Source organism: Bacillus sp. FSL R9-9530 (genome assembly GCF_038008145.1).
GTDB classification, from domain to species: domain Bacteria; phylum Bacillota; class Bacilli; order Bacillales; family Bacillaceae_G; genus Bacillus_A; species Bacillus_A mycoides.
Window position 1 is genome coordinate 5,234,717 of the sequence record NZ_JBBOYO010000001.1, and the last position, 24,818, is coordinate 5,259,534.

Below are 24,818 nucleotides of genomic sequence, written 5' to 3' on the forward strand. Positions count from 1 at the left end.
ATTATGAAACTGGTACTGCTTTTTCTTTCTTCCATGAAAGACCAAATCCAGTGAAACCAACAATAATTGTTAAGACCGGGCAAGCTAAACAGAAGATTGCGAATGGAACGTAATCAAATGTCGGAACGCCAAGGACGTTCGATAAGAATACGCCACTTACTCCCCATGGTACGAGCGGGTTAATAACTGTACCTGCATCTTCTAATACTCGTGATAAATTACGACGTTCTAAACCGACTTCATCGTATTTGTTAGCGAATGCTTGTCCTGTTAAAACGATTGATAAGTATTGTTCGCCAAGTAAGAAGTTTACACCAATTGCAGTTGAAGCAGTAGAAATAATTAAGCGTGTGCTATTTTTTACGAAGCTAGAGATGATATTCATCAGCTGCGTGATAATGCCCATTCCTTGTAGTAATCCTCCCATACAAAGAGCTAGGAAAATAAGTGCAATCGACATCATCATACTTTGTAGACCACCACGAGATAGTAAGCTATCAATGTCTTTAATACCAGTTTTAGAAACGTAACCGTCTTGCATAATTTTCATTAAATCAGCTAAAGAAGTGCTAGGTTTAAAAATAAAGAGAATAATAATTCCTACCACAATTCCTGCAAGCAATGTTGGAACTGCTGGAACCTTTTTAAATGCAAATAGGAACAGTAATAAAATTGGAATAAGTGTAACGATAGAAATCGTTGTGTTTTTTTCTAACGTGCTAATAAAGTTTGTGAAGTCAACGTCTCCACTAGTACCGCTTCCTAAAATGAAAAATGCGATAAAAGCAATAATGAAAGCAGGAACTGTTGTCCAAAGCATGTTGCGAATATGCTCAAATAAATCTACACCTGTTACAGCAGGAGCTAAGTTTGTTGTATCAGATAAAGGAGACATTTTATCTCCAAAGAATGCACCAGAAATAATTGCACCAGCGATCAGAGCTGGATCGTATCCGAGAGCACTACCCATTCCCATAAAGGCAAGTCCTACAGTTGCGGCAGTTGTAAATGCACTACCGATACTCGTTCCAACAATTGCACAAACAACAAAAACAGTTGGGACGAAAATTTTAGGAGATACAAGCTGGAATCCGTATACCATTAAAGTTGGAATTGTTCCAGCTGCGATCCAAACACTAATTAATACGCCTACAAGTAAGAAAATAAAAATAGATGGAATACCAGCTGAAACACTACTTATCATTCCTTTTTCCATAGTAGACCAAGAGATTTTTTTCATAAATCCAAATGCTAATAAAAGAACGATACCAAATAAAATTGGGATGTGTGGTGAAACTTCTAATTTGATAACACTAAAGCCAATACAGAAAAAAATAAAAATTGTTAAAAGAACAGATTCAATTTTTGAAACCATTGTTTTCCCCTCCTAAGTAATTTAAAATAGCTCTTTTTTATATAAAATTCGCCAATATTGTATATTTCCTTCTAAAATTTAGAATTTTGTGACAAATTACCGGTAATTGTCAACATCTCAATATGATACGGAAATGATTGGATAAAAAAACGCCCCTGCATATAATTATGCAGGGACGAAGAAATCGCGGTACCACCCTAGCTTGTGAAAGGAGTGTATCACAAAATAAAGGGTCATATGATATGCGCTCATAAAATAAAAACGCCCCTGCAATATATGCAGGGACGAAAAATTCGCGGTACCACCCTAAATTGTGAAACAGTTTCATTTCACCACTCTTTAGACATAACGGTCTAAACCGTCTTTCACTACTCCTCACGTTTCGTAAAAGAAGCTCCAGGGGGTAATTCATAAATCGCTCTGTACTGGTTCGCACCGACCACCAGCTCTCTGAAATCAGAAAACGAAATACTACTAAATCCTATCAACGCCGATTCATATGATGTTAGTTAAATTTTTATCATATATTCATCATACATGTCAATAAAAACATTCGATATTTTTTTAGGGAAATAAAGGAGAAATGTTTTTCATACTGTAAAAATGTGCGTTATAATGAATTTGAAAGGGGAGGAAAGAGTGAAGAAAAAAATAATTCTTTTTACCACCTTACTAGTCGTTGGCGGAAGTGCTGGAATTTACACAGCTTTTGCAGCTGAATCAGAGCAGTCGAAACAAAAGCAAATACAGCAGTCAGAAGTGAAGAAAGTGAAAGAAACTGAAGAGAAGAAATCGATGGAAAAAGCAGCTACTAAACTAGGAGTTTCTACTGAGGGGAAAACAAAAGAAGAGGTTACAAAAGAAGTAGATACCGCTAGATTTGAGCAGCGCCATGATTTGTTAATTGAGCATGCTAAGCAACTTGGAATTGATACAGAAGGAAAAAAAGATGAAGAGATTATTTTAGAAATTGGAAAGATACAACATGGAAAGTAGAACAACTTATCGTATGATAAGTTGTTCTTTTTTGAGAACTGTTTGATTTAAAAATAATTGACAGTCATTTGTTTTTAATGTTAACTATATTTATAAATAAGTTAACATTAGGGGTGACAATTGTGGCTGTTAATAGTAACACGAGTGAAAAATCGTCTTATACATATGAAGAATTATCGAAGAAGAATAAAGATTACGTATGGCACCCATTTACACAAATGAAAGATTATTTAGAAGAAGATCCTGTCATTATTGAACGTGGAGAGGGAAGAAAGCTATACGATGTAAATGGAAATGAATATTGGGACGGTGTTTCATCTATTTGGTTAAATGTTCATGGGCATCAAGTACCAGAACTAGATGAGGCAATTCGCGAGCAATTAAATAAAATTGCTCATTCTACTATGCTAGGACTTGCTAACGTTCCATCTATTTTATTAGCAGAAAAAATAATTGAAGTTGTACCAGAAGGTTTGAAGAAAGTATTCTATTCAGACTCTGGTTCTAGCGCCGTTGAAATTGCAATTAAGATGGCCTTTCAATATTGGCAGCATAAAGGAAAACCGAAAAAACAAAGATTTGTTACATTAAAAGAAGCATATCACGGTGATACGATAGGTGCTGTTTCAGTAGGAGCAATAGACTTGTTTCACCAAGTGTATAGTTCACTATTATTTGAGGCAATTAAAATGCCGTATCCATATACATATCGTTCTCCTTATGGAGATAATAAGGAACAAATTGTAAAGAAACATTTAGAAGAAATGGAAGAAATGCTACAAGAAAAACATGAAGAAGTAGCAGCTATTATTGTGGAGCCATTAATGCAAGGTGCTGGTGGGATGATTACAATGCCAAAAGGATACTTAAAAGGGCTTCGCGATTTATGTACAAAATACAATGTATTATTTATTACAGACGAGGTAGCGACTGGATTTGGGCGTACCGGGAAAATGTTTGCATGTGAACACGAGGATGTGACGCCAGACATTTTAACAGCCGGAAAAGGTTTAACAGGTGGTTATTTACCGGTGGCAATTACGGTAACGACAGATGAAATTTATAATGCCTTTTTAGGAGGCTATGAAGAACAAAAAACGTTTTTCCATGGTCATAGTTATACAGGGAATCCGTTAGGGTGTGCCGTAGCAATTGCAAATTTAGAACTATATGAAAAAACTAATTTAATAGAAGATGTTGCGCATAAAGCAGAATATGTAGCGGCACAATTAGAAGCTCTTAATGAATATAAGCACGTAGGAGATATTCGTCAGTGTGGGCTAATGGTTGGTATTGAACTTGTGAAGAATAAGGAAATGAAAGAATCGTTTGAATGGACAGAAAGAGTCGGCGTTCAAGTATGTAAACGTTCAAGAGAGCTGGGCATGATATTGCGACCACTCGGTAATACGATTGTATTTATGCCTCCTCTTGCATCTACGGTGGCTGAGATTGATGAGATGTTACGCATTTTATATAAAGCAATCTCGGATGTTACGGAGGGAGAGTAATGAGTGGTTTCTTTATAGCAGCAACGGATACAGAAGTTGGCAAAACGGTAGTGACAGGAGCATTGGCAGGTATATTTCGAGAGCGTGGACATAATGTTGGTGTATATAAACCGTTGCAAAGTGGACATGTTGCATCAAATCCTGAGGGTGATGCAGCAAGATTAAAAGCATTATCGGGTGTACCGACAAAAGAAGATGAAATTTGTCCTTATTCCATTGAAGAACCACTTGCTCCGAGACTTGCTATGAAAAGAGCTGGAAGGACGGTAATGTTAAAAGAAATTACTGCTCACTATAATGAACTACTAAAAGAGTTTAATAGCCTATTGGTAGAAGGAGCTGGTGGGCTTGCCGTCCCATATACAGAAGACGCTTTAGTGATTGATTTTGCAAAAGAATTAGAGCTCCCTCTTATTGTAGTAGCGCGTCCGACACTAGGGACAGTTAATCATACTGTCTTAACAATTTCTTATGCAAAGGCACACGGTTTAACAGTAGCGGGTGTAATTTTGTCTGGTTGTAAAGAATGTGAAAAAGAAAGAGTGCAAGAAAACAAAGAAATGATTGAGGAGTTAAGTGGAGTACCTGTTTTAGGTTTATTACCATTCCTTGAAGGTGAGTTTACAAGGGAAGAATTATTGGAATCGGTAAAAGAACATATTATGATTTCAAAATTAGAGGAGCTCATCCAAAATGAATCAAATGTGGCGCACGCATCTTCAATCTAAAGTAGAACAATTAAAGGAGCAAGGGCAGTATCGTAATTTACATGTAACAGAGAAAGCGGAAGAGACATGGCTTATTCGAAATGAGAAAAGGATGCTAAATTTAGCATCAAATAATTATTTAGGGTTAGCTGGAGATGAAAGGTTGAAAGAAGCTGCTATTGCCTGCACAAGAAAATACGGAACTGGAGCGACAGCATCTCGTCTCGTTGTAGGAAATTATCCACTGTATGAAGAGGTTGAGAGAAGTATATGTGATTGGAAAGGTACTGAAAGAGCATTAATCGTAAATAGCGGGTATATAGCAAATGTAGGTGCTATATCTGCTTTAGCCTGTCGTCACGATATGGTTTTTAGTGATAAATTAAATCACGCAAGTATTGTTGATGGAATTATATTAAGCGGAGCAGAGCATAAAAGATATCGTCATAATGATTTGGATCATTTAGAAAAGATGTTGCAAATAGCGTCACCAGAAAAGAGAAAATTAATCGTAACAGATACGATTTTTAGTATGGATGGAGATATTGCATATTTGAGAGGCTTAGTTCAGCTGAAAGAGAAATACGGGGCGATCATTATAGTTGATGAAGCACATGCAAGTGGAATATATGGAATCGGTGGAGCAGGATTATCTCATGTAGAAAAAGATATTGCTCAAAAAATTGATATACATATGGGGACGTTTAGTAAGGCTTTAGGGTGTTATGGTGCGTATTTAACGGGTGATTCCATTTATATAGAGTATTTACAAAATATGATGAGAAGCTTGATTTTTACTACAGCTTTACCACCAGGAACATTAGGGGCGATCCGAAAAGCAATTGAAATTGTGAAAGAAGATAACGAAAGAAGAGAGCGACTTATAGAGAATGGTGCATATTTCAGGACGCATTTACAAGAAGCTGGTTTTGATATTGGAAATAGCTCAACTCATATTGTACCGATTGTAGTTGGGTCAAATGAAAATACTTTACGGTTTAGTGAAAGGTTACAAGAGGTAGGTATCGCAGCCATTGCAATTCGTCCGCCGACTGTTCCAGTTGGTAGTTCTCGAATCCGTTTTGCAGTTACGTCACAACATACAATAGCCGATTTAAAATGGGCTATTCAGCATATTATACGCATTGGCAAAGAAGAGGGGTTTTTAGTATGAAAGAGCTAAAGCTTATTTTTATTCCAGGATGGGGAATGGAAGAAGGTGTTTGGACTTTGGTTCTGCCGTATTTTAAAGGATATTCTGTTCAATGTATAGATTGGCGTAACGTGAAAGAACAAAGTGAATTTGCGGGGCGAATAATAGATGTAGCGCAGGATGAAAATGTAATTTTAGTTGGATGGTCACTAGGAGCGTTAGCGGCAGTACAAGCTTATAAAAAGATTAAGGCCCAAGGTATGGTACTAATTGGTGGTACCGCTAAATTTACCAATACAAGTGACTATACAAGTGGATGGAATTCCTTGCATGTAGAACGTATGAAAAAGAATTTAACGAGAAAAAAAGAAGATACTTTGAAGCGTTTCTATGAAAATATGTTTATAAAAAGTGAGCTGAGGGAGAATACGAGTTTTGAAGAGATTGCGCAGAAGTTTAAAGGAGACTCGATTCAGTCTTTACAATTAGGCTTAGATTATTTAATAGAAACAGATATGAGAAATGAAGTAATAGATATGAAAGCCCCGCTGTTACTCCTTCATGGAGAGCAGGATGTAATATGTCCATTGTCTGCAGCCCATAGTATGGCGAATAATACGAATGCCAATCTAAAAGTAGTAAGCGGTGCTGGGCATGCATTATGTGTAACGAATTTTGAATATTGCGCAAATGAAATTATTCGATTTGTAGAGGGGATACGACATGATCAACAAAACGTTACTGCAAAAACGGTTTAACGGGGCGGCTGTATCCTACGATCAATATGCAAATGTACAAAAAAAGATGGCGCATTCGTTACTTTCTACATTGAAGGAACGATATAGTGAAACATCATCGATACGTATTTTAGAACTTGGATGCGGGACAGGATATGTAACAGAGCAATTATCAAATTTATTTCCGAAAGCTCATATTACAGCTGTGGATTTTGCTGATGAGATGATTGCAGTCGCGAAAACTAGAAAAAGTTTGGGGAATGTGATGTTTCGATGTGAAGATATTGAACAATTAAAATTAGAAAATCCATATGATGTCATCATTTCAAATGCTACATTTCAATGGCTTAATGATTTAAAAGAGACAGTGAAAAATTTATTTAACTATTTGTCTGAAGAAGGAATATTATTATTTTCCACGTTTGGTAATACGACTTTTCAAGAATTGCATACGTCTTTTCAGCGTGCTAAGAAAGAAAAGGGGATACACAATTGTACTTCAATAGGACAACGATTCGTTTCGAAAGAACAGTTAGTGAATATATGCAAAAATCCATTAGGAAATGTACATGTTTCTGAAACGTGTTACATAGAAAGCTTTACAGAAGTTAGGGAGTTTCTACATTCTATTCGAAAAGTAGGGGCAACCAATAGTAATGAAGAGTCTTACTGTCAAAGCCCTTCACTCTTTCGTACGATGCTTCGTATATACGAAAGAGACTTCACGGGAAAAGAAGGGATAATGGCAACATATCATGCTTTATTTACGTATATAACAAAAGAGGGGAAGAGATGAAATGAAACAAGTACAAACAAAAAGGGATTGGAAAAAACTTGCATACGACGTAGTAGAAGAGAAAATGATTACGAAAGAAGATGCAATTGCAATATTAGAAGCTGATGATACAGAGGTTTTAGAAATTATGAATGCAGCTTACATCATTCGCCATCATCATTTTGGTAAGAAAGTAAAGTTGAACATGATTATAAATACGAAATCTGGATTATGTCCTGAAGATTGCGGGTATTGTTCACAGTCTATTATTTCAGAAGCACCGATTGATAAGTATGCATGGTTAACACAAGAGAAAATTGTTGAAGGAGCGCACGAAGCAATTCGTCGTAAAGCAGGTACATATTGTATTGTTGCATCTGGTCGTCGTCCGACGAATAAAGAAGTAAATCACGTTATTGGAGCAGTTAAGGAAATTCGTGAAACGACAGATTTAAAAATTTGCTGTTGTTTAGGATTTTTAAATGAAGATCAAGCAGGTCAGTTAGCAGAAGCTGGTGTGCATCGTTATAATCACAATTTAAATACGCATGCCAACAATTATGATAGCATTTGTTCAACGCATACGTATGACGATCGTGTTGATACAGTCCAAAAAGCGAAGCAAGCCGGTATTTCTCCATGCTCTGGAGCAATTTTCGGAATGGGAGAAACGATTGAACAGCGCGCTGAAATTGCATTTGAATTACAACGTTTAGATGCGGATTCTATTCCATGTAATTTCCTTGTTGCTGTAAAGGGTACTCCGCTTGAAGGACAAAAAGAATTAACACCTGTAGAATGTTTAAAAGTGCTGGCGATGATGCGTTTTGTAAATCCAACAAAAGAAATTCGTATTTCAGGTGGTCGAGAACTTAATTTACGTTCTGTACAGCCACTTGGTTTATTTGCAGCAAACTCTATCTTTGTCGGGGACTATTTAACAACAGCTGGACAAGAGCCGACTGCGGACTGGGGTATGATTGAAGATTTAGGATTTGAGATTGAAGAATGTGCGCTATAAGATAGATGAAAAGCAAACTCTTTAAAGGGGTTGCTTTTTTTTGTAAATAAAATGTAATAAAAGTCCATTAACGCTTGATAGTAGTCACTTTTGGACGAGAAAAATAATTTTGTGGACGAATTTTCCAAGCCCTAATTGTACATAGTAAAAATGTAATTTATATCGGGTTGGAGGATTTTACATGTACAAATACATATTAACTATTATGACCTGTCTGATTTTAATAAAAGCGATAAGTGCTGATCCAGTTAAGGCGGCTGAAAATCCTGAACAAAAAGAAATGCAACAAAGAATTGAACAGCATTTTCGAACGAAAGCTGAACATTTTGGGCTTGAAACAGAAGGAAAAGATTTAAAAGAAGTGAGGAAGGAAATTTCTATTATAGAAGAAGCGGAAAAGAGAGAAAATGTGTGGAGAACAGCACAAGCTCTTCGTATAAAAACAGAAGGAAAAACGATGGATGAATTAATAGAAGATGTACGAAAAAAGGTGAGAAAATAAAAAAAGAGGCCGTAGCCTCTTTTTTAAGCCCATTGTTTTGATAAATGAGCCATTTCGATCGCAGCAACTGCCGATTCATATCCTTTATTACCAGCTTTTGTACCCGCACGTTCAATCGCTTGTTCAATTGTTTCTGTCGTTAATACACCGAAAATAACTGGAATGTCCGTTTGTAGTGATAAAGACGCAACACCTTTTGCTACTTCATTACAAACGTAATCGTAATGTGTTGTAGCACCGCGAATTACTGTACCTAATGTAATAACGGCATCATATTTTCCGCTATTGGCCATCTTTTTAGCGATTAAAGGAATTTCAAATGCACCAGGAACCCATGCAACATCAATATCATTCTCTTCTACACCGTGACGCTTTAATCCATCTAAAGCTCCGCCAAGTAACTTACTTGTAATAAACTCATTAAAACGTCCAACAACAACCCCAACTTTTAATCCTGTACCAACTAAATGACCTTCGAATACCATAATGTATCTCTCCCTTAATTATAAGTTTAGTAAATGTCCTAATTTGCTTGCTTTCGTTTGTAAATACGTTTTATTTTCTTTTTTTGTTGGCATTTGCAACGGTACACGCTCGGTTACTTCTAAATCGTAACCTTGTAAGCCAGCAATTTTTCGTGGATTATTCGTTAATAATCGTAAACTTTGTAAGCCTAAATCTTTTAAAATTTGAGCGCCAATACCGTAATCACGAAGATCAGCTGGGAACCCAAGTTTTTCATTTGCTTCTACAGTATCTAACCCTTCTTCTTGTAACTTATAAGCGCGAAGCTTATTCAGAAGGCCAATTCCTCGTCCTTCTTGTCTCATATAGAGAAGAACACCTTTTCCTTCACGCTCAATTTGAGCAAGTGCAGCATGTAGCTGTGGTCCGCAATCACAGCGGCACGAACCAAATACATCTCCTGTTAAGCATTCTGAATGAACGCGTACAAGTACAGGTTCGCCTGTTGAAATATCACCTTTTACGAGCGCGATATGTTCTTTCATATCTAATGAGTTAGAATAGCCAATTGCATGGAAAGTACCGAAATCTGTAGGTAATGTAATTTCCACTTCTCTTGTCACAAGTGTTTCGTGATGGCGGCGATAAGCAATTAAATCTTCTATTGTAATCATTTTTATATCAAATTGTCTTGCGCACTCTAGTAAATCAGGTACACGTGCCATCGTACCGTCCTCATTTATAATTTCGCAAATGACTCCAGCTGGTTCTGCTCCGCAAAGTTTGGCTAAATCGACAGCGGCTTCTGTATGACCAGCACGGCGCAGTACACCGCCTTCTTTCGCAATTAATGGAAAGATATGTCCAGGGCGATTGAAATCAGAGCCTTTTGATGCAGGGTTTAACAATTCTTGTATCGTAGTTGCACGTTCATGAGCACTAATCCCTGTTGTTGTAGAAACATGATCAATGCTGACTGTAAACGCAGTGTGATGTGAATCTGTATTATGAGATACCATTGGTTCTAACTGTAGACGTTCTGCGTACTCCTCCGTAATCGGTACACAAACGAGACCGCGACCGTGTGTAATCATAAAATTAATCGTTTCTGGTGTAATGTACTCTGCTAAAGCAATAAAATCGCCTTCATTTTCTCGGTTTTCATCATCACATACGATAACGACTTTTCCTTGTTTTAAATCTTCTAGAGCTTCTTCAATACGATGAAACATTGTGCTTCCCCCTTATAGAAATCCGTTTTCTTGTAAAAAGTTTTCGGTCATTGACCCTGTTCTTTTTACTGGCTTTGAAATAAAGCGTTCAATATATTTTCCAATCATGTCACACTCAATGTTTACGATGTCCCCGGCTTTTTTTTCTCCGATTATAGACTCGCTTACTGTGTGCGGGATGAGTGAAATTGTAATTGAAGATTCGTCTATATCAAATATTGTTAAGCTAGTGCCATCAACAGCAACGGATCCTTTATGCAAACAATAGCGTAGTAATTCATCAGAAATTGCTATTTTGTAATAGATGGCATTGTAATGTTGTTTTTTAGTTAAAATCGTACCGATGCCATCGATATGTCCGGTGACGAAATGTCCACCGAATCGTCCGTTTGCAGCCATCGCCCGTTCTAAATTCACCTTGGCACTTGGCTTTAGCATACGAAGTGATGTTGCTTTCATTGTTTCAGGCATTGCGTCGACAGTGAATGAAGTAGTCGTAAAAGTAGTTACTGTTAAGCAAATGCCGTTAACTGCGATACTATCACCTAATTTGACATCCGATAAAATTTGCTTTGCGCTAATAGTTAGCTTCATTGCTTCACCACTTTGAGTCATGCTTGATATCGTTCCTAACTCTTCTACGATTCCTGTAAACATTCCGTCACCTCGCTTTTTAAGGTTGCAACAATTTTTATATCATTACCGATTTGTTTCATCTCTTGAATTGTTAAGGAAAGTGCATCTTGTAACTTCGAAAAACCAGCTCCGCCAAATAAGGTGGGTGCATCTTTTCCACCAATTAATTTCGGGCTTATATAGGTCACGATTTCATTAAAACTATTTGTTTTTAAGAAGTTTGCATGCACCGTTTGACCACCTTCAACGAACAGAGAAAGAATTTGTTTCTCACCGAGCAGGGATAGGACATCTTGTATTTCAATTTGCTGTGTTTTCATTTGGAATACAGCTATATTGTTAGATTCATAAGACGCTATTTTCTCTTTGTTTACATCCTTACCGACAATAATCCATGTCGGAGTTAAGCCATCTGTTATGACATGAGAAGATGGCGGCGTTCGTAAGTGGGTATCTAAAATAACGCGTATAGGATGTTTACCTCCGTTTGGAATTCGTGTTGTTAAGTGTGGATTATCAGTTAGAACTGTATTCACACCGACTAGAATAGCATCATGTATATGACGATATTGGTGAACGTCAGCGCGTGCTTCTTCGCCTGTAATCCACTTACTTTCACCGGTTATAGTTGCTGTTTTTCCATCTAAGCTCATTGCTGTTTTTATTGTTACAAAGGGACGTTTCGTTTTCATATAGTGAAAAAAGTATCGATTTAATAAAGTGGCTTCCGCCTCAAGAACACCAGTAGTTACCTCGATTCCAACTTCTTCTAATCTCCTTTTTCCATTTCCGGAAACGAGTGGATTGCAATCAAGAGTAGCAATTACAACACGCTGAACTCCTTTTTCAATGAGTAATTCACAGCAAGGGGGTGTTTTTCCAAAATGGCTACACGGTTCAAGTGTTACATAAACGGTAGCGTCTTTTGCTCTTTCACCAGCCATGTGAAGAGCATGAACTTCAGCATGTTCTTCACCAGCACGCATGTGGGCACCCATTCCAACAATTTTTCCATCTTTAACAACAACGGCACCAACCATAGGATTTGGGCTTGTTTGTCCCGATGTTCCTTGTGCTAACTGCAAGGCAATCCTCATATATTCTTGATCTGTCATTCTTTTCACCTCTCCTGAAAAAATCAAAAAACCCCAAGGATTTTATATCCTTGGGGTTTGGGAGACGTGATTTCTAGAAATATAGTTCGAATACGAAAGTATAGGAAAGAAACCTAACGATGACTGATATTTTGGCATAAGGAAAAAACCTAGCAAAATATCAAATTCTTTCAACGCTAGTCGTATCTTTTTATTTCAGTATAGAAACATAACTATACAAAATAAAACATATATAAAGATTCAAAATGAAACTTTAAAAATATGCATACTGAAATAAAAGTGTATTCGCTATATAAAATTACTAGAAAACATATCCTTCTCCCATCCAGACTATACTGTCGGCCCTAGAGTTTCACTAGATCCACCGTTTTCGCGTTGAAAACGGGTCACGGACTTAGAAGCTATCGCTTCATCACCGCCGGTTGGGAATTTCACCCGACCCCGAAGGATGTTGTTTGCTCACATTATAGCACAAAAAAGAAAAAAGCATAGTAAAAAATGTTCGAATGTGAAGAATTGTTTGAAAATATATGCCGATTTGAATGGGGACGAAAGTAATAGAAATGTGGAAAGGGGAAGGGCTGTATAGGCTTTGATCAAAAGAAAAAACATACACAAATAAATGTGCATGTTCTTTAAATATTTATTCTGCCTCTGGTGCTCTAACAACAGACTCGAATTTGCCTTTATGCGAAGCATCGCAATAAGGCATGTTTTTTGATAAACCACAACGACATAAAGAAAATGCTGGTTTTGCTGGGAATACATTCCCTTGTGAGTCAACTAATTCCACGTCCCCTGTAACGCGAAAAGAGCCATTATCATTCACTTTAATTTGTACTTTTGCCAACGTTATCCCTCCTTTCCAAACGCTTACTCTCATCATATAATTAGGGAGAGTACTTGACAATATAAAAAGAGCACTTTGTTTGAGAGAGAAGAGAGTGTTATAATAGTTTGTATAACTGACTAGAGTAAGGTGACGAAAGATGGATAAAAAATTACACGCACTACAAAATATTGCAAATGAGCGCACATGGGCATCATTTTTGAATGATAATCATCCATATAGTTTACTTCATTGGTCAATCGCAGGTGTAGGACAAGAACCGAAAGATGTTTGGTTACTTCAAGATGAGGTAACTTTTCAAACGACGGAATTCCCAACGCTAGACGAGGCAGTAAAGTGGATTTCTGAAAATATGGAACAAGTTACAGACGTTTTAGCGCAGTAAAAAAACAGGCTTATGCAAGCCTGTTTTTTGTTTCTTTTACATATGTGTTTAAAAATTGATCGATGGCATCTTCGTACTCTTCTTTATTTTCATTATAAGAGCAAGCGTGTGCACCATGTTCTGCAATATAAAGCTGTTTATTATTTTCTTTCGCTTCATAAAGTGATTTCGTCATATCAGATAAAATATAGTCATCATCTTTACTATGAATAAAGAGAACCGGATTGTTAATATTTTTTATACAATCAATTGGTGAAACTTCACGAATTGTATAGCCATCACGAACTTTTAAAAAGGCATTTGCTAAAGGTAATAAAGGCCATTTTGGCAAATGAAACTCAACTTTCAAACGATGTTGTAACTGTCCATAAAAATCAGAGAAAGGACAATCAGCAATATAAAAATCAGCACCATCTTCTACAAATCCTGCATATTGAAGAAGAGTTGCAGCGCCCATAGATTCACCATGAATTCCGAGTGTAATATTCGTTCCGAAACGATCTTTTAGCCAGTCAACTACTGACTTTAAATCATGTTTTTCATAATAGCCATAACTTGTTGTTTTACCACCGGTTTTACCATGACGGCGATGATCATAAATAAATACGTTATATCCTCTATTTAAAAATAAGTTTGCATATTTAACGGAATTCATTTTATTTACAGTCACACCGTGGCAAAAAATCATAAATTTATTGGAATGACCAGCTGGCATGTAATATCCGTGAAGTTCGTATCCGAATTGAGAAGGGATGTGAACCTCTTCTTTTTGAATAGCCTTAAAATCGTCCAAATGAAAATGCTTTTTCGTTTCGCGTTCTAAAACTTCTTCCTCTGTTTTTTTCTTCAAGTACATAACTTTATTTGTAAAGAAAATCCCAATCGCAGTTAGTGCACCTAGTATAGTAAACAATGCTGTAAAAAAACGTTTCATACTTTACCTCATCCTCCAAATACCTCTACATGTGATACACTAACATTGTATCACAATGATGTGAAAAGGGGAGAAATCGTGTATGGTTCATATACAAAAAATCACACCAGAAATGAAAGAAGTAATTCAGGATTTTATGTGTGAAAACTGGGGAAGCTCAATGATGGTCTCGCGAGGCAGAGTACATCAATTAGAAGAATTACCTGGTTTTATTGCACTTAGAAATAACAGAATAGTGGGAATTGTAACATATAAAGTGATAGAAAACATGTGTGAAATTGTATCGTTAAATAGTTTTGAGGAAGGGAAGGGGCTTGGTACAAAACTGATGGATTGTGTATTGCGAGTGGCAAAAGAGAACGAATGTAAAAAGGTGTGGCTTATTACGACGAATGATAATATGAACGCACTTCGTTTTTATCAAAAACGTAACTTCATGATGACGGACTTGTATATTGATGCGGTAAAGGAAGCACGAAAAATAAAGAAAGAAATTCCGTTTATTGGTTATGATAATATCGCGATTTCACATGAAATTCAGCTGGAGTATATTTTCTGAGTAGAGTGGAAATTGTGTAACAATTTTCAGAAGTATAAAACAATAACCTTGACGAATGTTATATTTTGGTTTAATTTAAAATTGTAATCTATTACCATATTAAGGGGTGACGATGTGGCAACTATACGTGATGTTGCAAAATTGGCCGGTGTTTCAGTCGCAACCGTTTCAAGAGTCATTAACGAAAAAGGATATGTCCATGAAGATACGGTCAAACAAGTAAAAAAAGCAATTGAAGAATTACATTATAGACCGAATGCTACAGCAAAGCCTTTATTTAAACAGCCTTCAACGGTGATTGCATTACTTGTAGATAATTTGCATAATCCATCATACATCACTTTGCTCCGTTTCGTTGAGGAAATAGCATACAAAGAAGGGTATCAAGTAATAGTTTGTAATATAGAAAATAAGAATAGATACATAGATATGTTGGAGCAAAATAACATTGCAGGCGTTATAATGACGAAATCTGTTTTTCGAAGTATAGGAGAAATCTCACTTCCTTTCGCTGTGCTTGAAGAACGACAATCTCTTATGAGCTATTATGAAAGTGGACAGAAAGCTGTTTCTTTATTAAAAGAGAAAGGCTGCCAGTTTCTTGCTTATATCGGTGAGGGAGTAAAGAGTGAAGAAATGGAAGAGCATGTGGCAGGATTTCTAGATACTGCTTGGAAAGAAGGACTTTCTTATCGAGAGGAAATTGTACAAGGGTATACGAATCAACAGTTTCTTGAATTGTTACAAAAGCATCCATACATAGATGGGGTTGTAGCTTCAAGTGATAAGGTCGCTATTGAGCTAATCAGGGCGGCGAAAACTCTTAATATTCATATACCAGGTAAGTTACAAATCATTGGATTTAACGGGAGTGTAGAGGGTGAATGGATAAGTCCATCATTAACGACGATTGGAAGTTATATCGAAGAAAATGGGGAAATAGCTTTTCAACAGTTAATAGGAAAAATAAAGAAGAAACAAGTGCGACAAGAAGAAGTGGAAACAGAATTTAGGTGCATTGAGAGAGAAACAACAAAGTAAAAGGTGCGTTTTTAAAACGCACCTTTTATAGTGTAATTGCGGCAATAAAGCCGAATATAAGTAACGGTATATTATAGTGTAGAAATGTTGGGACACATGTATCCCATATATGATGGTGCTGACCATCAGCATTTAAACCGGACGTTGGTCCAAGTGTACTATCAGATGCTGGAGAACCTGCATCACCAAGTGCACCAGCTGTACCGATAATTGCGATTGTAGCCATGGGACTAAATCCGAGCTGGACGCATAATGGTACGAAAATTGTTGTTAAGATTGGGATGGTTGAAAAGGAAGAGCCAATTCCCATCGTAACGAGAAGTCCAATAATGAGCATAAGAAATGCAGCAAGCGGTTTATTATTTCCGATTATATGTGCACTCGTTTGCACAAGAGATTCAACATGTCCAGTTTTTCGAAGAACAGCGCCAAATCCAGCGGCAGAAATCATAACAAATCCGATAAAGGACATCATACGCATTCCGCTCGTTAAAATAGCATCGGCTTCTTTAAGAGGGAGGCTACCGCTAACTGATAAGACGATAATACCTGCTAAAGCACCAAAAATCATTGATTCTGTTGCTAATTGCACAGTTAATGTAGCGAGTATTGATAATAAACCCAAAGTAATGCTTCTTTTCGTATAGGGAACGATTTCATTCTGTGCAGAATGAATTTGTTCTGTTTCATATGTACGTGGTTTTCGGTATGTAATGAAAACCGCTACACATAATCCGATAATCATACCGATTGCTGGAATAGTCATCGCTTTTGGAATAAGTGCGACATCAAATGTAAGACCGCTTTGCGCAGCATTTGTTTGCAATACGTCATGATAAATTTTTCCGAACCCTGCTGGAACCCACATGTAAGGGGTAATTAACCCAAATGTAATAAGACATGTTACAAGCCTACGATCCACCCTCAGCTCATTTAATACTTTTAAAAGTGCTGGAATTAAGATTGGGATGAAGGCGATATGAACAGGGATAATATTTTGTGAGAAACAAGCCATTGTTAAAATGATAAATAATATAAGTATTTTAGAATAGACTTGTTTTTTCGTGTCTTGTTCGTTGCCGATCCATTTTAAAGCTGATTGGATCATTGCATCAGGAAGTCCTGTTTTTGAAAGTGAAATAGCAAATCCACCGAGCATTGCGTAGCTTAATGCGATAGGAGCACTGTTCCCAAGGCCGGCTGTAAAAGTACTGATTGTTTCTGAAATACCGAGTCCGCCGATAAGTCCGCCTGTTAAAGCTCCAACGATAATGGCGACAATGACTTGGACACGTAACAAACTAAGCAGTAGCATGACTGCTACTGCGATGAGTACAGCGTTCATAATAAATGTAATCTCCCTAATTTTTATTCTGTTAAGGCAAGCAAGTGTTTGTAGTGACATATACTTGCGACATATCATTATAAAATGTTTTCTATGAAATGTAAAAGCGCCTTTTGTTATTAATGTTGAAAAGATAGTTCTTGTTTAATTGATTGTAAAGATTTAGCGAATAACTCAGGCTCTTCTAAATCTGGAGAATGTGCCGAGTTTGGAAACCAAATCATCTTTTTAATAGGAGCTTGAATGACATCGCAATATTGTTGAACGAGTGCATAAGGAGTTTGATAATCATAGCGACCAGAACAAAAATAAACAGGAATAGATAAACTTGAAATAGATGAAAAGAAATCGATTGTCAGCATCTCTTCCCATAAAACTCCGGATTTTAAATTTCCTGCGAGAAATTTGAACCAATCTAATAGCGTATATTCAGGAGAAAAGAAGCCTTTTCGTATGAAAGAAAAGGAAGATCCATTTTGGATTGCTCCTCCAAATGTACCAAGCCACTTTCTTTGAATAATGAGGCGTCTCGTATCTAAAAAGGGTGGTTTCCCTAATTTTAAAAGAGAAGCTAATGCCTTTTTATGGTCATGTTTTTTGGCAGAGCTAATTAAATGTTGATATAGTAATTCTTCATTTTGCTTCATATGTACGATTTGACCGATGCCGATGTATGCTTCTATATATTCGGGACATTGATTAGCGATTTGTAGTCCGATAATACTTCCCCAAGAATGACCAGCGAGAAATAGTTTTTGCTTATTAAAGCGTTTGAGAAGATATTGAATAACCTTTTTTGCATCTGAAAAAAATTGATCAATCGTAAGATTTGTTTGGATGTCCCGCCATAAAAAGGATTTACCTGCCCCTCGCTGATCCCAATTAATAACGATAAAGTGCTTTTCTAACTCTTTTTGAAAATGGCGAATAAAGCCGATTTGTGCCATACCAGGGCCGCCGTGACAGCATAATAAAATAGGCTGGTCCACGTTTTGGCCGCGTATAAGGAGAGATTGTTTCCGGTCATTAATCATAACGCTTTCTATCGTAGCGATACTGTTAGGGATTAGTTGCTTCTTTTCGTTGTAAAACTGAGGGGTATGGCTACGAAAAAGCATATGTAAACCTCCTTTTCTTAAATGGTATGAATCGCACAGGCTCTTTCTTTTGCATATACTACTAGAAAATCATTGTATCATAACATACTGGTTTGATTTCAAGTTTAGGCGATTAAGAGAGGAGGGAGAATATGACGATTGGAGAAATTATTGATTCTTTAAATAGACGCGAATCAATCGCTATTATAGCGAAACGGCTTGAGATGAGCCCATATACATTATCAAAGAAATTAAGGGTGATTGGATATGAATATGATGGAGAGCAGAAAAAACGTATCTTTATAGGTGATGGTGAAGAGCCACGTCATTTGCAAATCCAAGAAGCTACTGCCCTTCAATATGCAAAAACAGACTATCAATTACTAATTTATGAACAGTTACAAAGCATTTATGAATTGCTAAGAAAAAGAGAAGAAGTAAGTGTTCAAATTATAAGTAAGAGCACAGAGAAAAAGAAACGAACCTTTTCGATTAATATAGAAGTATTAGCAAGACTAGATGTTATATCGGAATCAAAAGGGATTCAAAAGTCTAAAATTGTAGAAGAAGCACTACAGGAATTTTTGCAACGGTATGATGTTAATCATGAAACGTATCCAGAGAAATAAAAGAAAGGATACTATGTTCCATATAAGAGCGTGTATCCTTTCTTTTATTTCATTTTTTGTTTTGTTTCGAAAAGTAATATAGGAACCAAACGGCATGATTTTGTTCATCAGCTGCTGCGCTCCGAAATGTTTCTTTCACTTGTTGATTTGTCGTTTCGTCGATACAATGTATCGTCATTGTTTGATAGAAATACATACAAATCTTCCCATTATAGTTTTCTATATACTACGAAGAAACAAGGGGCTATGTGCGTATCCTTTACTGCACTAGAAGAATGACAATACGTATGACTCTAAAAGAAGAAGCTCCTTGCATATAAAAGGAGCTTCTTCTTTCGAGTGTCACGCACTAGTTTGAATAGTATTTAATTGTTTTTTTGAATACGTCCATCAATAATCGGCTGAATTGGTTCTGTCACTTGTTTTACATAATCGACTAATGCTTCAAAATCGTTTGGACCAGTTTCAGCATTTTTTCCATTTTTAAAGGATACGAATCCATCACCGCCAGAAGCTAGGAAAGCATTTGCAACTACGCTATACGTTTTAGAGGGAACTAATTCTTCACCATTTGTTAAACGGATATTCGTAACCTTTTCGTTATTTGGTTTATTTGCATCCCAAGTGTATTGAATACCTGAAATTTGAAGCATTCTCGTTGCTCCTTTTTGCCATTGTTGATTTAATATATCACGAATATCTTGACCTGTTAGATCTACTTTAATTAATTGGTTTCCGAAAGGCTGAATGCCGTATAATTCGCCCCATGTAATATCTCCAGCGTCTAGATCATTACGAATTCCACCAGGATTCATAAGAGCGATTTGTGTTTGCATAGTTTGGCGCTGGGCATCCGCAACTAAATTTCCAAGTGTAGATTCACCAGCATCGTTTTGTTTACGGTCGATAGGTGCTGTAGATTTTCCGACTACTTCATTTACAAGAGGTGCGATTTTTTCTTTATATTGATCTAACTTTTGTTTTACTTGTTTATCAGGCTCTACACCTTCATGGTACGTTGTAATAACTTCAGCTTTTTTCTTCACAATATCTTTTGTTTTTCTATCAATTGTTACATCTACGTCCGAAAAAGCCATTCCGTAAGAATTCGCTTGCACGATAAGTTTATTATTTACAGTACCATTTACGTACGTATGACTATGTCCGCCGAAAATAACATCAACTTCGGGATCTGTTTCATTTGCAATGCGAGTAAGGTCACCGTTTGTTACACCAGTGTCATCAGTTGTACCTCCAACATGTGCAAGGACTACGATAGATTTAACACCGAGACGCTTTAATTGCTGAGTAGATTTATTAATAGCTTCTACTTCATCAGTAATTTGTACATTCTTTAGCATAGTTGGCATAACGACATTCGGTGTATCCGTTGTAACAACTCCGATGAATCCTACAGGAACTCCATCTACCATTTTTACAGTAAATGGTGGTAAAAATAAGCGGCCAGTTGATTTATTATAGAAGTTTGCAGCGACATAAGGGAAGTTTGCTCCTTTGAAATTCCCTGTTTTTTCATGATATCCACCATAAATGAGACGTCGCATTTCATCAATGCCTTCATCAAATTCATGATTTCCAATTGTACCAACATCAAACTTTAAATCATTTAAAAATTCAATAGTTGGTTCGTCCTGTAATAAAGCAGAAACTGGTGGGCTAGCTCCGACGATATCTCCAGCATGTACGAGAAGTGTATTAGGGTTTTGTTTTTTGCGTTCTTTTAAATAAGTAGCTAAGTAATCAGCACCACCAGCTTCTTTATTGTTAATTTTTTTTACAGTATCTAGTTGACCATGTAAATCATTAATACCAAGCATTTGTACGTCTATGTATCGGTTTTGTTCGGCAGGAGTCTGAGATGGAGGAGCGGCGAATACGCTTGAAAAAGTAATAGTACTTAAAACAGCAACAGCAGGAATAATTTTTTTCCACATAATTAATTTCTCCTTTTTTTATAATCTGACATCATACGACATAATTTTAATAGATTACTAGGATTATATCCATATAAAAATTTAGTTTTTTCGAAAAATTAACATATTTACAAAAGATAAATAATAGAGTAGGGAACCTTTTTTATTGTCGATTTCGCCGTGTATCCTCTATAATGGAGAAAAAAGTAAAAGGTGAATAGTATGAAGAAAAAGAAGCAAAGACAAACACAAACACAAAGACACTCTCAAATGAATCAACCAGAGAAAGAATCACTTACACTAGGTGATCAATTGAACGATTCGTTAATGCAACAATTAAAGAATAAGAAAAAAGAGTTGCAAGTGAGAGAAGAGAAAAAAGAGGCAGCAGAACAAGAAAGAAAGCGTAAGGAACAAAAAGAACGTGAAAAGAATAAATCATTTGAAGAACTGTTAAGTGAAAGTAGCCTTACTTGGAAAGACTTTAAATAATAAAAAGATGGTCAGTGAAATGCCGCTGATCATTTTTTTGACGAGTTTGTAAGAAAAGGGGAGTTAGAATGAGGGAAATTGTAGTCGTTCCGTATGAAAATCATTGGAGTGAGAAATTCCAAATGGAAGCCGAAAGATTAAAATCGGCGATGCCAGAAATGGTGAAAGTCCATCATATTGGAAGTACGTCAGTGCCAGGACTGGCAGCTAAACCAATTATAGATATGATTATGGAAGTAGAGAGTATCGACAGAGTAGATCATTGGAATGAACGTTTTAAAGAGCTTGGTTACATCGTAAAAGGGGAAAATGGTATTTCAAGACGTCGTTATTTTATTCATGGGACTGAGGAAAAACGCTCGTATCACTTACACGTATTTGAAAAAGGAAATCCTGAGATAGTAAGGCATTTAGCATTTCGTGATTATATGATGGCTCATTGTGAAGAAGCAGAAGCGTATGCGACTTTAAAGAAAGAACTAGCTGAAAAATATACATATGATGGCACGTTGTATACAGAAGGAAAAAATGAATTTATACGTAATGTTGATGAAAAAGCGAAAGAATGGAAAGGAAATAAAGTGAATGACTGAGTTCACTTTATTTTTTTAAATGTGTATAAAAGTATTATGTAAACTGTACGTATGTTTTGACTTTTTGGATGAATCTTGTTGAAATAAAGTTGTGGTTTATAAAAATGTAACAATGAAAGGGAGAAAGACTGTGCATATTCCAACAACTACACTTCATAATGGTGTGAAAATGCCGATGATTGGTCTAGGCGTTTATAAAGCGAAAGAAGGCGACGAAGTTAAACAAGCAGTAAAAACAGCGTTAGAAGTTGGATACCGTTCGATTGATACAGCAACTGTATATGAAAATGAAAGCGGTGTCGGAGAAGCGGTTCGTGAATCTGGAATCCCGCGAGAAGACTTGTTTATTACAACAAAAGTTTGGAACGACGATCAAGGGTACGAGGAGACGCTCGAGGCGTTTGAAAAAAGTTTAAAGAAATTACAAATGGAGTATGTAGATTTATATTTAATCCATTGGCCGATAAGAGGGAAGTATGTTGATACGTACCGTGCTTTAGAAAAGCTATATGAAGAAGGTAAAGTGCGCGCGATTGGTGTTTCTAATTTTCATAAACATCATTTAGAACTGTTATTACCAAATTGTAAAGTGAAGCCGATGGTCAACCAAGTGGAACTTCATCCGATGTTAGCGCAATTTGAATTGCGTGATTTCTGTCAAGGTGAGCAAATTCAAATGGAAGCATGGAGTCCTTTAATGAGAGGCGGCGAAATATTCCAGCATCCAATTATTCAGGCTATTTCTAAAAAATATGAAAAGTCACCTGCACAAGTTATATTAAGGTGGGATATTCAAAGTGGGATTGTGACTATTCCTAAATCTGTTACGCCATCTCGTATTAAAGAGAACCTTACTATTTTTGATTTCTCATTAACTGAAGAAGAGATGGATCAAATTAATACGTTAAATCGTAATTTACATGTAGGAACGAATCCTGATAAATATGATACGTTATAAAAAAAGACTGCCGCCTAGTGTTGGGGGGCAGTCTTTTGCTTTTATCGGTATCAATATTTTAGCGATGCAAAGCATATGAATCATACTTAACAATCTTTTGAAGTTGTACATATTCTTCTTTTGTTAAAGATAACTGTTGGCTAGCTTGTATATTTTCTTGCAATTGTTGAATAGAGCTTGCACCAGGTATAACAGCTGCAACAGTTTCGTTATGTAAGCAATATTGAATAGCTGTTCCTGTTAAAGAGCTTTCTTGGGTTATTTCTTTTACACTCGCGAGTGTCGAATATAACTCATCGTAAGAATAAGAGAGGTAATCTTTTTCTTTTACTCTTTCTATCTTTCTTGCATTATTGTTAGTTAAAATCCCTTTTGCAAGTGGTCCGCGAGCAATAACGCTAATTTGCTGTTCATTAAGAAACGGGAACCATTCTTCAGGGCGACGATTTAAAAGGCTGTATTCCATTAATATGCTAACGATATTTGATCGTTTTGCATACTCACGAATGACATTTGGACGTATAGAAGAGATACCATAATGACGAATAATCCCTTCTTTTTTTAATTCTTCAAAGGCTTCAACTGTTTCATCTATAGGATCTTCAATCGTCCCGCCATGCAGTTGATATAAATCAATATAATCTGTTTGAAGTCTACGTAAACTCTCTTTTACTTCGGTCTTTATATAAGCTTTAGAAGGATCCCAAGACCAACCGTTTTTTTCTTCTGTCCATCGATTTCCAACCTTTGTTGTAAGAACAATTTGGTCGCGTATTCCTTTCAGAGCTTTTCCAACAAATTCTTCATTTAATCCATAATCGTATAAGTCCGCTGTATCAAAAAAATTAATTCCTAAATCGATTGCCTCATCGATAATACGCATAGCTTCAGCCTCAGATGCACCGAGAGACATACAGCCAAATCCAATTTCCGTAACATATAAATCTGAGTTTCCTAATTGACGTTTTTTCATAGGTCAACCTCCTTACCTTTATTGTACGAAAGGGGAAGGAGGTTGACAAACGTTTACTTTTTATTTGCTGTAATCCACTCTTGTACAGTTGTATACTCTTTTCCATATTGTTTTAGCTTATGACGAATTTGCCATGCTTTGCCGACTAAAGTGACGCGATTTGGTAAAATGTAAACTTTCATTTCTATCACGCTCCTTTCAATGTGGTAAAATGTATGAAGAACGATTAGGAAATAGAACAGGGAGATGAAGTAGTATGAGTAATCTTGCAGAAAGAACAGTAAAAACTGAACCGATTTTTGATGGTAGGGTTATAAAAGTTCGTGTTGATGATGTAGTATTACCAAATGGAGAAATGAGTAAACGTGAAATCGTAAATCACCCTGGGGCAGTTGCTATTATTGCTATTACTGATGAGGGGAAAATTGTACTCGTTGAGCAGTATCGTAAAGCTCTCGAAAAGGCAATTGTGGAAATTCCTGCTGGGAAGTTAGAACCTGGGGAAAAGCCAGAGGTAACAGCAGTTCGTGAATTAGAAGAAGAAACAGGATATGTATGTGAAAATATGGAGCTTATTACATCTTTCTATACATCACCTGGTTTTGCAGATGAGATTTTATATGTATATAAAGCGACAGGATTAAAACAAAAAGAAAATAAAGCAGCTTTAGATGAAGATGAATTTGTGGAATTAATGGAAGTGTCATTAGAAGAAGCGATTGATCTTATGAAAGACCTTCGCATACATGATGCTAAGACGATGTTTGCAGTACAATATTTACAATTACAAAAATAAACACTCG

General features: G+C 36.4%; 29 protein-coding genes, 1 riboswitch and 1 other annotated feature. Of the genes, 16 read left to right on the forward strand and 13 right to left on the reverse strand.

Going from position 1 to position 24,818, the window contains the following annotated elements; translation table 11 throughout:
- Window position 1: 1 nt before the first annotated feature.
- The gene (gene nhaC, locus MKX66_RS26670) at window positions 2-1,375 is read right to left on the reverse strand and encodes a Na+/H+ antiporter NhaC (protein WP_215590158.1); all 1,374 of its coding nucleotides are present in this window, start codon (window positions 1,373-1,375) and stop codon (window positions 2-4) included.
- Window positions 1,376-1,652: 277 nt separating this feature from the next.
- Window positions 1,653-1,872, reverse strand: a binding site (T-box leader).
- A 142-nt stretch (window positions 1,873-2,014) separates the two neighbouring features.
- On the opposite strand from nhaC, the gene MKX66_RS26675 reads away from it, so the two are divergent.
- The 8 genes from MKX66_RS26675 to MKX66_RS26710 all read left to right on the forward strand — a co-directional run bounded on the left by MKX66_RS26675 (window position 2,015) and on the right by MKX66_RS26710 (window position 8,777).
- The gene (locus MKX66_RS26675) at window positions 2,015-2,371 is read left to right on the forward strand and encodes a hypothetical protein (RefSeq protein WP_002128995.1); all 357 of its coding nucleotides are present in this window, start codon (window positions 2,015-2,017) and stop codon (window positions 2,369-2,371) included.
- Between the two features lie 77 nt (window positions 2,372-2,448).
- Window positions 2,449-3,882: an adenosylmethionine--8-amino-7-oxononanoate transaminase gene (gene bioA, locus MKX66_RS26680; protein ID WP_002033857.1), complete on the forward strand. Its 1,434-nt coding sequence runs from the start codon at window positions 2,449-2,451 to the stop codon at window positions 3,880-3,882.
- The gene (bioD, locus tag MKX66_RS26685; protein WP_088292618.1) at window positions 3,882-4,610 is read left to right on the forward strand and encodes a dethiobiotin synthase; all 729 of its coding nucleotides are present in this window, start codon (window positions 3,882-3,884) and stop codon (window positions 4,608-4,610) included. Before bioA ends, bioD begins: the two co-directional genes overlap by 1 nt.
- Window positions 4,576-5,763: an 8-amino-7-oxononanoate synthase gene (bioF, locus tag MKX66_RS26690; protein WP_215590155.1), complete on the forward strand. Its 1,188-nt coding sequence runs from the start codon at window positions 4,576-4,578 to the stop codon at window positions 5,761-5,763. The genes bioD and bioF overlap by 35 nt, the downstream gene beginning before the upstream one ends.
- Complete coding sequence (locus MKX66_RS26695; RefSeq protein WP_326996593.1) at window positions 5,760-6,500, forward strand: alpha/beta fold hydrolase; 741 nt, start codon at window positions 5,760-5,762, stop codon at window positions 6,498-6,500. The genes bioF and MKX66_RS26695 overlap by 4 nt, the downstream gene beginning before the upstream one ends.
- Window positions 6,466-7,275: a malonyl-ACP O-methyltransferase BioC gene (bioC, locus tag MKX66_RS26700; protein ID WP_012261666.1), complete on the forward strand. Its 810-nt coding sequence runs from the start codon at window positions 6,466-6,468 to the stop codon at window positions 7,273-7,275. The genes MKX66_RS26695 and bioC overlap by 35 nt, the downstream gene beginning before the upstream one ends.
- A gap of 1 nt (window position 7,276) precedes the next feature.
- Window positions 7,277-8,275, forward strand: a complete 999-nt coding sequence (gene bioB / locus MKX66_RS26705) for a biotin synthase (RefSeq protein ID WP_002014986.1) — start codon at window positions 7,277-7,279, stop codon at window positions 8,273-8,275.
- A gap of 181 nt (window positions 8,276-8,456) precedes the next feature.
- Window positions 8,457-8,777, forward strand: a complete 321-nt coding sequence (locus MKX66_RS26710) for a hypothetical protein (RefSeq protein ID WP_002088493.1) — start codon at window positions 8,457-8,459, stop codon at window positions 8,775-8,777.
- A 23-nt stretch (window positions 8,778-8,800) separates the two neighbouring features.
- Here MKX66_RS26710 and ribH read toward each other — a convergent pair whose 3' ends face one another.
- The 5 genes from ribH to MKX66_RS26735 all read right to left on the reverse strand — a co-directional run bounded on the left by ribH (window position 8,801) and on the right by MKX66_RS26735 (window position 13,075).
- Window positions 8,801-9,262 (reverse strand): 6,7-dimethyl-8-ribityllumazine synthase, encoded by a 462-nt coding sequence (gene ribH, locus MKX66_RS26715; RefSeq protein WP_000230892.1) that lies wholly within the window; start codon window positions 9,260-9,262, stop codon window positions 8,801-8,803.
- 18 nt (window positions 9,263-9,280) lie between these two features.
- Window positions 9,281-10,474 (reverse strand): bifunctional 3,4-dihydroxy-2-butanone 4-phosphate synthase/GTP cyclohydrolase II, encoded by a 1,194-nt coding sequence (gene ribBA / locus MKX66_RS26720; RefSeq protein ID WP_341087470.1) that lies wholly within the window; start codon window positions 10,472-10,474, stop codon window positions 9,281-9,283.
- Between the two features lie 12 nt (window positions 10,475-10,486).
- The gene (gene ribE / locus MKX66_RS26725) at window positions 10,487-11,131 is read right to left on the reverse strand and encodes a riboflavin synthase (RefSeq protein ID WP_016100654.1); all 645 of its coding nucleotides are present in this window, start codon (window positions 11,129-11,131) and stop codon (window positions 10,487-10,489) included.
- Window positions 11,113-12,225, reverse strand: coding sequence for a bifunctional diaminohydroxyphosphoribosylaminopyrimidine deaminase/5-amino-6-(5-phosphoribosylamino)uracil reductase RibD (gene ribD, locus MKX66_RS26730; RefSeq protein ID WP_012261664.1), 1,113 nt, complete (start codon window positions 12,223-12,225; stop codon window positions 11,113-11,115). The genes ribE and ribD overlap by 19 nt, the downstream gene beginning before the upstream one ends.
- 309 nt (window positions 12,226-12,534) lie before the next feature.
- Window positions 12,535-12,678, reverse strand: a riboswitch (FMN riboswitch).
- 190 nt (window positions 12,679-12,868) lie between these two features.
- Entirely contained in the window at window positions 12,869-13,075 is a 207-nt protein-coding gene (locus MKX66_RS26735) for a CDGSH iron-sulfur domain-containing protein (RefSeq protein WP_001151582.1), read from the reverse strand.
- Between the two features lie 139 nt (window positions 13,076-13,214).
- On the opposite strand from MKX66_RS26735, the gene MKX66_RS26740 reads away from it, so the two are divergent.
- Window positions 13,215-13,460 (forward strand): DUF2552 family protein, encoded by a 246-nt coding sequence (locus tag MKX66_RS26740; RefSeq protein ID WP_002033867.1) that lies wholly within the window; start codon window positions 13,215-13,217, stop codon window positions 13,458-13,460.
- Window positions 13,461-13,470: 10 nt separating this feature from the next.
- On the opposite strand, the gene MKX66_RS26745 is transcribed toward MKX66_RS26740, so the two are convergent.
- Window positions 13,471-14,394 carry an alpha/beta hydrolase gene (locus MKX66_RS26745; RefSeq protein WP_002033868.1) on the reverse strand — a complete coding sequence of 308 codons (924 nt, stop codon included), beginning with the start codon at window positions 14,392-14,394 and terminating at the stop codon, window positions 13,471-13,473.
- A gap of 82 nt (window positions 14,395-14,476) precedes the next feature.
- On the opposite strand from MKX66_RS26745, the gene MKX66_RS26750 reads away from it, so the two are divergent.
- Complete coding sequence (locus MKX66_RS26750; RefSeq protein WP_215590152.1) at window positions 14,477-14,953, forward strand: GNAT family N-acetyltransferase; 477 nt, start codon at window positions 14,477-14,479, stop codon at window positions 14,951-14,953.
- 114 nt (window positions 14,954-15,067) lie between these two features.
- Window positions 15,068-15,994: a LacI family DNA-binding transcriptional regulator gene (locus MKX66_RS26755; RefSeq protein WP_002143052.1), complete on the forward strand. Its 927-nt coding sequence runs from the start codon at window positions 15,068-15,070 to the stop codon at window positions 15,992-15,994.
- A gap of 25 nt (window positions 15,995-16,019) precedes the next feature.
- Here the strand turns inward: MKX66_RS26755 and MKX66_RS26760 are convergent, their stop codons facing one another.
- Together MKX66_RS26760 and MKX66_RS26765 are read right to left on the reverse strand one after the other, a co-directional pair.
- The gene (locus MKX66_RS26760) at window positions 16,020-17,339 is read right to left on the reverse strand and encodes a Na+/H+ antiporter family protein (RefSeq protein WP_002014950.1); all 1,320 of its coding nucleotides are present in this window, start codon (window positions 17,337-17,339) and stop codon (window positions 16,020-16,022) included.
- 119 nt (window positions 17,340-17,458) lie between these two features.
- Window positions 17,459-18,457, reverse strand: coding sequence for an alpha/beta fold hydrolase (locus MKX66_RS26765; protein ID WP_215590151.1), 999 nt, complete (start codon window positions 18,455-18,457; stop codon window positions 17,459-17,461).
- A 131-nt stretch (window positions 18,458-18,588) separates the two neighbouring features.
- On the opposite strand from MKX66_RS26765, the gene MKX66_RS26770 reads away from it, so the two are divergent.
- Window positions 18,589-19,065, forward strand: a complete 477-nt coding sequence (locus MKX66_RS26770; RefSeq protein ID WP_002014948.1) for a ribbon-helix-helix domain-containing protein — start codon at window positions 18,589-18,591, stop codon at window positions 19,063-19,065.
- Window positions 19,066-19,114: 49 nt separating this feature from the next.
- Here MKX66_RS26770 and MKX66_RS26775 read toward each other — a convergent pair whose 3' ends face one another.
- Window positions 19,115-19,261 (reverse strand): hypothetical protein, encoded by a 147-nt coding sequence (locus MKX66_RS26775; RefSeq protein ID WP_002033873.1) that lies wholly within the window; start codon window positions 19,259-19,261, stop codon window positions 19,115-19,117.
- A 169-nt stretch (window positions 19,262-19,430) separates the two neighbouring features.
- A complete protein-coding gene (locus tag MKX66_RS26780; RefSeq protein WP_016100659.1) occupies window positions 19,431-21,020 on the reverse strand; it encodes a bifunctional metallophosphatase/5'-nucleotidase in 1,590 nt (529 codons plus the stop codon).
- Between the two features lie 201 nt (window positions 21,021-21,221).
- On the opposite strand from MKX66_RS26780, the gene MKX66_RS26785 reads away from it, so the two are divergent.
- The 3 genes from MKX66_RS26785 (at window position 21,222) to MKX66_RS26795 (ending at window position 23,042) form a co-directional block, all read left to right on the forward strand.
- Entirely contained in the window at window positions 21,222-21,491 is a 270-nt protein-coding gene (locus MKX66_RS26785; protein WP_002033875.1) for a YqkE family protein, read from the forward strand.
- 68 nt (window positions 21,492-21,559) lie between these two features.
- Entirely contained in the window at window positions 21,560-22,084 is a 525-nt protein-coding gene (locus MKX66_RS26790; RefSeq protein ID WP_002143048.1) for a GrpB family protein, read from the forward strand.
- Between the two features lie 130 nt (window positions 22,085-22,214).
- Window positions 22,215-23,042, forward strand: a complete 828-nt coding sequence (locus MKX66_RS26795) for an aldo/keto reductase (RefSeq protein ID WP_326996591.1) — start codon at window positions 22,215-22,217, stop codon at window positions 23,040-23,042.
- A 58-nt stretch (window positions 23,043-23,100) separates the two neighbouring features.
- Here the strand turns inward: MKX66_RS26795 and MKX66_RS26800 are convergent, their stop codons facing one another.
- Together MKX66_RS26800 and mciZ are read right to left on the reverse strand one after the other, a co-directional pair.
- Entirely contained in the window at window positions 23,101-24,015 is a 915-nt protein-coding gene (locus tag MKX66_RS26800; RefSeq protein WP_341087471.1) for an aldo/keto reductase, read from the reverse strand.
- 53 nt (window positions 24,016-24,068) lie between these two features.
- Window positions 24,069-24,197, reverse strand: coding sequence for a Z-ring formation inhibitor MciZ (mciZ, locus tag MKX66_RS26805; protein ID WP_000870295.1), 129 nt, complete (start codon window positions 24,195-24,197; stop codon window positions 24,069-24,071).
- A gap of 74 nt (window positions 24,198-24,271) precedes the next feature.
- Here mciZ and MKX66_RS26810 point away from each other — a divergent pair, with 74 nt between their 5' ends.
- Window positions 24,272-24,811: an NUDIX domain-containing protein gene (locus tag MKX66_RS26810; RefSeq protein ID WP_002014941.1), complete on the forward strand. Its 540-nt coding sequence runs from the start codon at window positions 24,272-24,274 to the stop codon at window positions 24,809-24,811.
- The last annotated feature ends 7 nt before the right edge of the window (window positions 24,812-24,818 follow it).